Origin of the sequence: Psychrobacter sp. TB20-MNA-CIBAN-0197 (assembly GCF_040309765.1) — a bacterium.
GTDB lineage: Bacteria > Pseudomonadota > Gammaproteobacteria > Pseudomonadales > Moraxellaceae > Psychrobacter > Psychrobacter submarinus.
On the sequence record NZ_JBEOPC010000052.1, the window covers coordinates 1 to 8,763 of the forward strand.

Below are 8,763 nucleotides of genomic sequence, written 5' to 3' on the forward strand. Positions count from 1 at the left end.
AAGGGTGGATGGAGAATAATCTCCCTAAACTGTTTTATGATATGGGCTGTATCGATTTTATAAAGACTTAACTATACCGATACTACCAGCCAATACTTATGACAAGCTATTTTATTAATTCTATAAAAAGCTCATTATTCAGTGCCAGTGTTTTTTGATCGGTTTGCGCTGTCACAATAAGGCCTTCACCCCATACAAATAAAGTATCGGCTTTCTGCTGAGGGTGATGAGCCCCTACTCGCTCAAACTGCGCAAATAACCATTGTCTAACCTCCCATTTGTGTTGATTGGCGATTTGATGCGGCATAGACTCAGCAGCTGAATATTCGGCGCACGCATTGATAGACATACATCCGTGAAAACCCTCTGATGAGCTCCAGTCGGTCAAAAATCCCAAATAGCTTCTAGCAACGTCTTCTGCTGATTTGACATCCCATTTCTCACAATAATCTTTTAGAGCGTGTTGAACATTCATAATTTGAGCCAGATATAAGCACAAGCAAGAGCGACCGTATTTTCATAACTCTGCTTGAGCTTATCAAATCTGGTGGCAACCGCTCTATACTGTTTTAGCTTAGCGAAAGCATTTTCTACTAGATGCCTGGCTTTATATAAGTCCCAGTCCATATGGTCGTTAGAAGACTTGGTGTTTCGTTTTCGAGGGATGTTATTATGCGTCCCTGCTTGTTCAATATGCGCTCGTAGTGCATCAGAATCATAGCCTTTATCGGCACATAAAACCTCTGTATTACTCAAGCCAACCTTGTCTATTAAATCAGGTGCGACTTTAACATCGTGGGTTGTGCCATCTGACAAGATAAAGGTAATCGGATTGCCATGAGCATCAACTGCTAAATGAATCATGGTCGCGCGGCCTGCCACACTTTTACTAATGGATTGTAGATTCTCGTTGCCTCCATTGCTGATATTTCCCTGTGAATCCTATTCAATAAAAAATCGACAATAAATACCAAAACAACTCGAATACAAGACTCTTTAAATTTGCACAGAACAGTACTATGACCCTAATTTTTATATTCTATGCACGTACAAGGTGATAATTTTTGTCATTATTTCTCTACACCCCTTGCCAATTAATCGATACAGGCAGAAAAAATAAATTTTTATGTGTCCAAAAAATCCGTAAAAACGAGTTTAGGGGTCATATCAGGGCTATGATCGTATGACCTACGCTATATTTACTCGTTATGTGCTACAATTATCCCCAAGTGAGCCTTGGGGATAATTAGCACGTAAATCCTTTTATATAAAAGGCCTGTAATATTATCATCATAAATATCGGTGTCCATAGTAGTGTCCAATAACAATCCATACTATTATATAGGCTGCTATCCTTAACTTGAGAAACCTACTGAAAATTTACTCTGAACCTCAGCATATAGATATTAGATCAATAATCATAATTCATTTACCTTATAGAAATTACGGATATACATCATGGCTATCGACACTGCAAATGACATTAACAAACTAGAATGCCGAGACAAAGATTATTCGGTCAGTGTCTCAGGTGTGGCTGGTCTAAGTCTGCGTATCTATCCAAATGGCAAAAAGGAATACTACTTGCGGTATTCACATCCGCATATAGATGGCAAACGCCCTAGGATGATGCTGGGTAAGATTGAGGATATCAGTCTACATGAGGTTAAGTATAAAGCAGACACTATCCTTGATATGGTCGCCAAAGGCTCTGACCCTAAAGCTATCCAGCAAAAAGAGCAAACCAACAAATATACTCACCTAAAAAATGCACCATTTTCTGACATTGCCCAAGCATGGCGAGAACACAAAACATCAGGTCGCAATCAAGGTAAATCTAAAAAACCATCATATAGTGAGTCAACCCTCAAGTTTTGGGATTTATGCCTAGGATATATGTGCCAAGAAATTGGTGATTTAAGAATGGACGATATCACTAGCGAGATGATACTAAGTGTGTGCGAGTCGATTCAAAACAATGATAATCAAGCGACTTTCGTTGGGGCGAGCACTCGTTTATATACTGAAAAAGTGTTTTCATTCGCTGTTGCTCGAGGGTTATGTGATAGAAATGTGGCAATTGATACCCGTGGTGAGCTTGCACCTGCCAGCTCAGGCAATCACTTACCAGCCATCACCAAACCAGAGCAATTCGCAACTCTCTTAAAGGATATGTCCAACTTTAAAGGCGCAAGTAAGATGACACTAGAGGCTATGAACCTACTGCCGTATGTATTTGTACGTAGTATCGATCTGCGCTCTATGCGTTGGCAGGATATCGACTGGGATAATGATACATGGGCATTCTCCCCGACCAAAGGCGAAGGTCGCGATGATATGGTCTCGCACTTAGTCGTCCCCTTAGCCAAGCAAGTAATTGCGCGATTACGAAATATTTATTCAATTACTGGGCATAAAGAATATGTATTTGCCTCGATGCGTGGTTCAAGTAACGCTTATATCAGTAAAGCGACGTTGGTACAGGTTTTTCATCGGCTCGGATATAAAGACGTGCAATGTGCGCATGGATTTCGAGCATCGGCTAAAACTTTGCTCATGGAACAGCCTGAGTTACGCTATTCAGATATCGTCACAGAATTACAACTAGGTCATCGTATCAAAGACACACATGGCGGGGCTTATAACAGACTTGATGAAATCGATACTAGGGTGCAGATGATGCAAGATTGGGCAAATTATGTAGATGAGCTGCGAGGTCATTTCAAATGAGCAATCATAGAGTTCAAAACTAGGATCGGTATATGTTTATACTCAGCTATAAATTCAGTCATTACCAATTAGCTTTTGATCAGAATGATTTTCAATTTTTTCAAACTTATTAATTATTTTATCTTCCTTAATAGTTTGTTGTTGATAAGGTTTATCTACATGGACTTGAAGACCTGAAATTATGAAGCTTTGAATACTTTTTAGTTCGCCGATTGTTTTTGCAATAGCTGTTGTATCACTGGGGAGCTTGTTGATAAGTTTTGCAGCCATTGATTGATTTCAGTTTTAGCTTGACTGGCTCTTTCCCCTTCCATTACAAATAAAACGCCATCTCGTTCAATTCCACCTCGCAGCTCAATACTTTGCATCATTTGACAGCCTTTACAATACTGGCTGAACTGGGCAATACTCTGCCCCATGCCATAGCCTGCATTATTATTGAATGGCACAATCATTTTGCCATTCAAATCAATTTTATATTGATTTAAGAAACTTTTGATCGGTGGCGGCAACTGCATATCCCATGTTGGGTAACCAACAAAAATGATATCGTATTGCCCAATATCTGCAATTTGAGTTTTTAATAGCGGCAAATAACCATCCTGATTTTCCTGATCGACCTGATTGACAATGGCTTGATAATTTTCTGGATAAGGTTTTTGTAACTCTAAAGCAACCAACTCTCCACCGACTTTTTCCTGCACCATTTTAGCAAGTGCTTCGGTATTTTTAGTTCGGGATAAATAAACAATCAGGGCTTTGCTATCACCATCCATAGTGATATTAGGATATGGTTCCATATTTTGTGCTATTCCTGTATTTTCTGCACTTGTTGGACAAGCAGTGAGGCAGAGTGTGCATAAGAATATCCACATCATCCGCAACGTGATTGACATAGTACTCCCTCTCAATTAATCCAGTTTATTTTGCTTGAGCCATTGTGATAGTAGTTCTGCAATCTGCTGACTGTTTAAATCTGAAAATGGGAAATGAGTATTTCCATAAATACCAATATCAGGCAAATGTACCAACTGGGCATTACCGCCATGCTGGATAATTTTATCTACCCAAAGCTGCGCCATTTTTAGGCGTACACGCCAATTGTCCTGTCCTGCGTATTCTTGTCCTGCATAGCCATTTTTTTCAGTTGGAATATTATCGCCATAATAAATAATGATTGGCATTTTGGTCAGTTTCTGAAACTCTGCCATTTTTACAGGTGTGGGCGTTAATGTGCCTGTGGCACTCGGCATCGGCTCAGGCAGCTCATTTTCAGGAAAAACAAAACCACTACCTGGCTCGTAGGCGACAATACCTTTGACTTGATTCGATTTGATAGCTGTCCACCACCCTGGCCCGCCGCCTTGTGAATGAGTAATCAGCACTGCATCACCTGATTTTTTTAAGACTTCAACCATTGCATCACTAATAACTTGTTCGTCATAAGCACCCGTATTCGGTGTCATTTGACGAAAGTATTGGTTTAAAGCGGCTGAATCTTGCGAGAACTGCACACCCTTAAAAAAGTTTGGATATTGTCCTATACGGAACATATTAAACCAAGCTTGATCAAGGGTAGTAGCAGGTACTTCGGCTGCTACGGTAGATTGTCCTGCTTGTCCTCGACGTGGTTGATCAACGACATAAACTGGGAAATTCTGGCGTAGGAAAATGTTTTGAAATCCTTCACGACCATCAGGAGTGGTTCCCCAAGTTTTTGCCGATTGACCAGCACCATGTAAAAACACCAGTGGATAAGAACGAGCATGTTCAGGAATTTGATAAAACACTGAAGCATGATCACCATGCAAAGTTTGACCTTGTGGGTTAAAGAGTTGTTTATCGTCAAACTGACCTGCACTTTGAATGACTTTACCACCTGCAGCGAAGTTTCCTTGCTCAGCTATACTTAAAGCAGTGGATTGATGTGGACTGATCGAACAGCCTGAAATAATGCCTGCAAGACAGATCGAAATCAGTGTGTTTCTGAATATGAATGTTGTATTGATCATTTTTTCAAGCTCTCCGTTATTGTAGTTGCTGTAAAACACTTTGGGTGTTGTTTGCCAAATCTACCCCAATGGATTGCTGTAAAGTAGCTACAATTTTTTGCATCTGAGTATTATTCACACCTAAATTGCGGGTGATTCTTAAGTGCGAACGCAGTTGAGCATTGACATCACCGAGCGCTGATAAAGTACTGACTACCACTAACTCACGTTCTAAAGGCGATAAATTATCTCGGCTAAATAAATAACCAAACAAATGGGCTTTTAAAGCATAATCCATCGTTGGTGAGAAATTTTCAAATAGCGGTTTTGTATTGTCTTTGATAGATGTTTTATTCAGATAAGCGAGTCGCTCTACACCTAATTGGTAGTAATTGGTATCACTTGGTAAAGTGCTTGGTATTGCACCTTGTACATCCTTGATACCTTGTTTCTCACGTTCTTCCAATAGACTTTTAAAAGTGAGCATGCCATTTAGAGCACGGGGAAAACCAGCATAAGCATATTGATGGGCAAAAATTTCCTTGATTTCATTTACTGTTAAACCGCTTTCCAATCCACTGACTAATGCTGGTTTAAGCTTCTCAAGATTGCCTGTCGCATTAAAGGCTGCAATCGGAATCAAACTGAGTTGCTTCTGGCTTAATATCACAGAGGTATTTGCTTTAGGCTGTGCTGACGTTTGCAGTTGAGCCGGCAAATTCACTTTTTCCAGCCATGTCACGCTTTTACCATCGGTTGCAACGGGACTAATCGCAATATGCGACATTGGGCTATGCTCACTTGCACCATGCCAATGTTTGACATTAGGTGGACACCAAATGGTATCGCCTTTATGGATAGTTTGGATCGGCTTCCCCCATTCCTGCGTACGTCCTTCGCCCTCAGTCACGACCAGATATTGTCCATGTGGATGAGTATGCCAGTGCGTGATTGTGCCTGCTGCAAAATTGACGACAGCTGGTGCAACATCACCTTGTGAGGGCATCACAGGAAAACGGGCAAAGTTGGCTTCACCTGAAAAATTACTGGCAGGCGCAGATTGAGTATCAAGCTGATCTGCTAGAGTGATCTGTTGCTCCATTTTATCATCTGCCCAAACCATAGCTGAAAGGGAACCCATCAAAAATAAGGCATACACTTGATTTCTTATCATATGTTCTATCATCCCTGTTTAAGTAATAAAGCAATGATTCAAGGAAGCTTATCAAATCACTGCCTTCATTATGCAAAGCACAAATTTTTCTATTTCAGCGTTTTGCCATAAAATGCAGTCAATTGATTCATTGCCTGCTTGACGTACTCAGGCTTCCAATAGGTTTCAATATGCGTAGCATTTGGAATCTTAAATAAGGTTTTATCTTTTGTGCCGGTGGCTTTGGCAAAAGCATCTTCGGTCATATAAAGGCTGTCTGCCTTACTCCCTGCAATCATCAGTAATGGCTGATTGATCAATTCAATTTGATCAGTGGCATCCCAACGCATCAAGTCAAGTAAACTGCTCATGATGTATTTAAAGGTTGAATTTGGATGAGCATGCGTTCTCCAATAGTATTCATAACCTTGACGATACATTTCAAATGGTAGTGCAGCAATTTGCTCATCGGTCATATCTGCATCGCCTGCATAGAGAACATTACCTCCCTTAGCTTCTTGAGCACGAGCATCCGTGGCTTGTTTTAAACGCTGTTGAATAGTATCTAGCTGCGAATCCATAAAGCCGTTACGACGTACTCTTCCAGAATTGAACATACTTAAAGTCGCCACTACTTTAAAACGTTTATCAGTTTCTGCGGCTGCCAATGAATAGCCTCCACCGCCACAAATCCCAAGTAAGCCCAAACGGTTGTTATCTACCCCTGTATATTGGGTAATAAAATCTGCCATACCGTGTACGTCTTCAATACGATTTGCAGGTTTATCAACACTACGAGGCTGACCACCACTTCCACCCTGATAAGCTGCATCGGCAGTTATAGTGATATATCCCTGTTCAGCCAAACGTTGAGCATATAAGCCTGCCACTTGTTCTTTGACACCACCATTCGGATGTGCCACCACCACCGCAGGATATTTCTTATTTGCATCATAGTTGGCTGGGGTATAGACATTGGCAACAATATCCAGACCATTGAGTTTATAACTGACTGGATGAATATTGACCTGACCTTTGATATTTTCAGTAATTGCACCACCATAGACTAAGTCAAAAGGATTGTCCTTTTTATCTGCTGCAAAAGCTGCACCTGAAGTTGTGATCATTGCCGACATTAAAACGCCATGTAAAATTTTCATGATTATTCCTGATTTCTGAAATTAAAAAGTTAAAATTTATACATCCATTTTTCGACCAGCTAGCCATTCAATCATGGTGGGGTCGCGATGCGAGAAGAATGCGCTAGTGGCGGTATCCATTGCTGTGATTTGAATCATGTCCTCAATCGATAATTCAAAGTCAAAGATATCAATATTTTCCTGCAAGCGTTCTTGGTGTACTGATTTGGCTAAGGACACTACATTACGTTGTAATAACCAGCGTAGTACCACCTGTCCAACGGATTTACCGTATTTCTTGCCAATCTCAACAAGTACAGGCTGGCTGAATAAATTATTCCGTCCCTCTGCAAATGGTGCCCAAGCTTCTGGCTGAATATCATGGGACTGCATCCATGGTACGGCATGAAGCTGTTGATTAAATGGATTCACTTCAATTTGGTTCACCGCTGGTTTGACTTTATTAAATGCAATCAGATCGGCTAAGCGATCAGGGTGAAAATTACTCACCCCAATTGCACGGATTTTCCCTACTGCATACAGTTCTTCCATTGCTCGCCATGCACCATGTACATCACCAATCGGCTGGTGAATGAGATACAGGTCAAGATAATCCAGTTGCAAGCGATTCAATGAACGCTCAAACTGGGCTTTTGCACCTTCATAACTAGCATCCTGTAACCATAATTTTGTGGTCACAAATAAATCTTCACGGGTAACCTGGCTTTGGCGAAGTGCATTACCCACTTGGGTTTCATTCTGATAAGAGGCTGCGGTATCAATAAGTCGATAACCTGCATCAATTGCATGCAATACAGCTTGTTCACATTGCACAGGATCATTTATTTGGAATACGCCAAAACCAGCGAGCGGCATTTCAATATCATTATTTAATCGAATTGTTTTCATTGCGATCTCTCATCACGTATATGTAGTATTGACTGAAAATCCACTATACCCTAACAATAAACAATATATTAGTTAGGTAAATTCGATTACATTTATATAAATATTTGATTAATTACACTTAATTAACAAAAAAAATGTCATTTTTATTTTGAGGTGGGAAATGTCTGAAAACTTAAACGATTTAAAAGCTTTCGTGGTAATTGCTCAAACGGGAAGTTTTACTAAAGCCGCCGGACAATTAGGCGTATCACAGTCAGCCCTTAGCTATACCCTTAAAATGCTAGAACAACGTCTTGGGGTTAAATTACTAAACCGCACCACACGCAGTGTTTCTCCGACACAAGAGGGTGAGCAATTGCTAAATGATATTGAACCTCTCATTACAGGGATTGAACAAAAACTCTATAACCTAAATGAATTTCGTGATTATCCTCGTGGACGGTTGAGAATTAATGGTACTGAGCTCAGTCTCAATTTTTTATTGTGGGAGAAGTTAGCCAAATTTTCATATGAGCATCCCAATATCCAATTAGAACTCACCACTGACTATACTTTTTCAGATATTGTCAAAGATCGTTATGATATTGGGATTCGTCTCGGACATCATGTCGATAAAGACATGATTGCTGTGCAAGTCAGTGATGAATTGCAAATGATTACGGTGGCATCACCCGATTATCTAAGAACTTATGGTACGCCACACATTCCTGAAGAGTTGCACCAACACCGTTGTATTGGGATGCGTTTACCTACCCACGAACAGATTGAGCTATGCTGAAGAAACCGTAGAGGTAAACTTGGTAAACTAAGCGTATTAATCGGAGTTTACCATGACCAAGAA

General features: G+C 40.4%; 8 protein-coding genes and 1 pseudogene. 2 read left to right on the forward strand and 7 right to left on the reverse strand.

Annotated elements, in window-relative coordinates:
* Window positions 1-106: 106 nt before the first annotated feature.
* Together AAEY83_RS12420 and AAEY83_RS12425 are read right to left on the reverse strand one after the other, a co-directional pair.
* Complete coding sequence (locus AAEY83_RS12420) at window positions 107-475, reverse strand: hypothetical protein (protein WP_025646410.1); 369 nt, start codon at window positions 473-475, stop codon at window positions 107-109.
* Window positions 472-906, reverse strand: a pseudogene (locus tag AAEY83_RS12425) (IS5 family transposase); the annotation flags it as partial. The gene AAEY83_RS12420 and the pseudogene AAEY83_RS12425, both read right to left, overlap by 4 nt.
* A 552-nt stretch (window positions 907-1,458) precedes the next feature.
* Here AAEY83_RS12425 and AAEY83_RS12430 point away from each other — a divergent pair.
* A complete protein-coding gene (locus tag AAEY83_RS12430; RefSeq protein ID WP_025646409.1) occupies window positions 1,459-2,730 on the forward strand; it encodes a tyrosine-type recombinase/integrase in 1,272 nt (423 codons plus the stop codon).
* A gap of 200 nt (window positions 2,731-2,930) precedes the next feature.
* Here the strand turns inward: AAEY83_RS12430 and AAEY83_RS12435 are convergent, their stop codons facing one another.
* The 5 genes from AAEY83_RS12435 to AAEY83_RS12455 form a co-directional block, all read right to left on the reverse strand.
* Window positions 2,931-3,626 (reverse strand): flavodoxin family protein, encoded by a 696-nt coding sequence (locus AAEY83_RS12435; RefSeq protein WP_025646408.1) that lies wholly within the window; start codon window positions 3,624-3,626, stop codon window positions 2,931-2,933.
* A 15-nt stretch (window positions 3,627-3,641) separates the two neighbouring features.
* Entirely contained in the window at window positions 3,642-4,742 is a 1,101-nt protein-coding gene (locus AAEY83_RS12440) for an alpha/beta hydrolase (RefSeq protein WP_025646407.1), read from the reverse strand.
* 16 nt (window positions 4,743-4,758) lie between these two features.
* Window positions 4,759-5,895 carry a cupin domain-containing carboxymuconolactone decarboxylase family protein gene (locus AAEY83_RS12445; protein WP_227501921.1) on the reverse strand — a complete coding sequence of 379 codons (1,137 nt, stop codon included), beginning with the start codon at window positions 5,893-5,895 and terminating at the stop codon, window positions 4,759-4,761.
* An 89-nt stretch (window positions 5,896-5,984) separates the two neighbouring features.
* Entirely contained in the window at window positions 5,985-7,034 is a 1,050-nt protein-coding gene (locus tag AAEY83_RS12450; RefSeq protein ID WP_025646405.1) for an alpha/beta hydrolase, read from the reverse strand.
* A 36-nt stretch (window positions 7,035-7,070) separates the two neighbouring features.
* Window positions 7,071-7,922, reverse strand: a complete 852-nt coding sequence (locus tag AAEY83_RS12455) for an aldo/keto reductase (protein WP_025646404.1) — start codon at window positions 7,920-7,922, stop codon at window positions 7,071-7,073.
* Between the two features lie 160 nt (window positions 7,923-8,082).
* Between AAEY83_RS12455 and AAEY83_RS12460 the strand changes: the two genes are divergently transcribed.
* Complete coding sequence (locus AAEY83_RS12460) at window positions 8,083-8,700, forward strand: LysR family transcriptional regulator (RefSeq protein ID WP_025646403.1); 618 nt, start codon at window positions 8,083-8,085, stop codon at window positions 8,698-8,700.
* Window positions 8,701-8,763 lie beyond the last annotated feature (63 nt).

Excerpts from the sequence above, each read along its gene's own strand:
- AAEY83_RS12420 (WP_025646410.1), bottom strand. The coding sequence starts at position 475 with ATGAATGTTCAACACGCTCTAAAAGATTATTGTGAGAAATGGGATGTC.
- AAEY83_RS12430 (WP_025646409.1), top strand. The coding sequence starts at position 1,459 with ATGGCTATCGACACTGCAAATGACATTAACAAACTAGAATGCCGAGAC.
- AAEY83_RS12435 (WP_025646408.1), bottom strand. The coding sequence starts at position 3,626 with ATGTCAATCACGTTGCGGATGATGTGGATATTCTTATGCACACTCTGC.
- AAEY83_RS12440 (WP_025646407.1), bottom strand. The coding sequence starts at position 4,742 with ATGATCAATACAACATTCATATTCAGAAACACACTGATTTCGATCTGT.
- AAEY83_RS12445 (WP_227501921.1), bottom strand. The coding sequence starts at position 5,895 with ATGATAAGAAATCAAGTGTATGCCTTATTTTTGATGGGTTCCCTTTCA.
- AAEY83_RS12450 (WP_025646405.1), bottom strand. The coding sequence starts at position 7,034 with ATGAAAATTTTACATGGCGTTTTAATGTCGGCAATGATCACAACTTCA.
- AAEY83_RS12455 (WP_025646404.1), bottom strand. The coding sequence starts at position 7,922 with ATGAAAACAATTCGATTAAATAATGATATTGAAATGCCGCTCGCTGGT.
- AAEY83_RS12460 (WP_025646403.1), top strand. The coding sequence starts at position 8,083 with ATGTCTGAAAACTTAAACGATTTAAAAGCTTTCGTGGTAATTGCTCAA.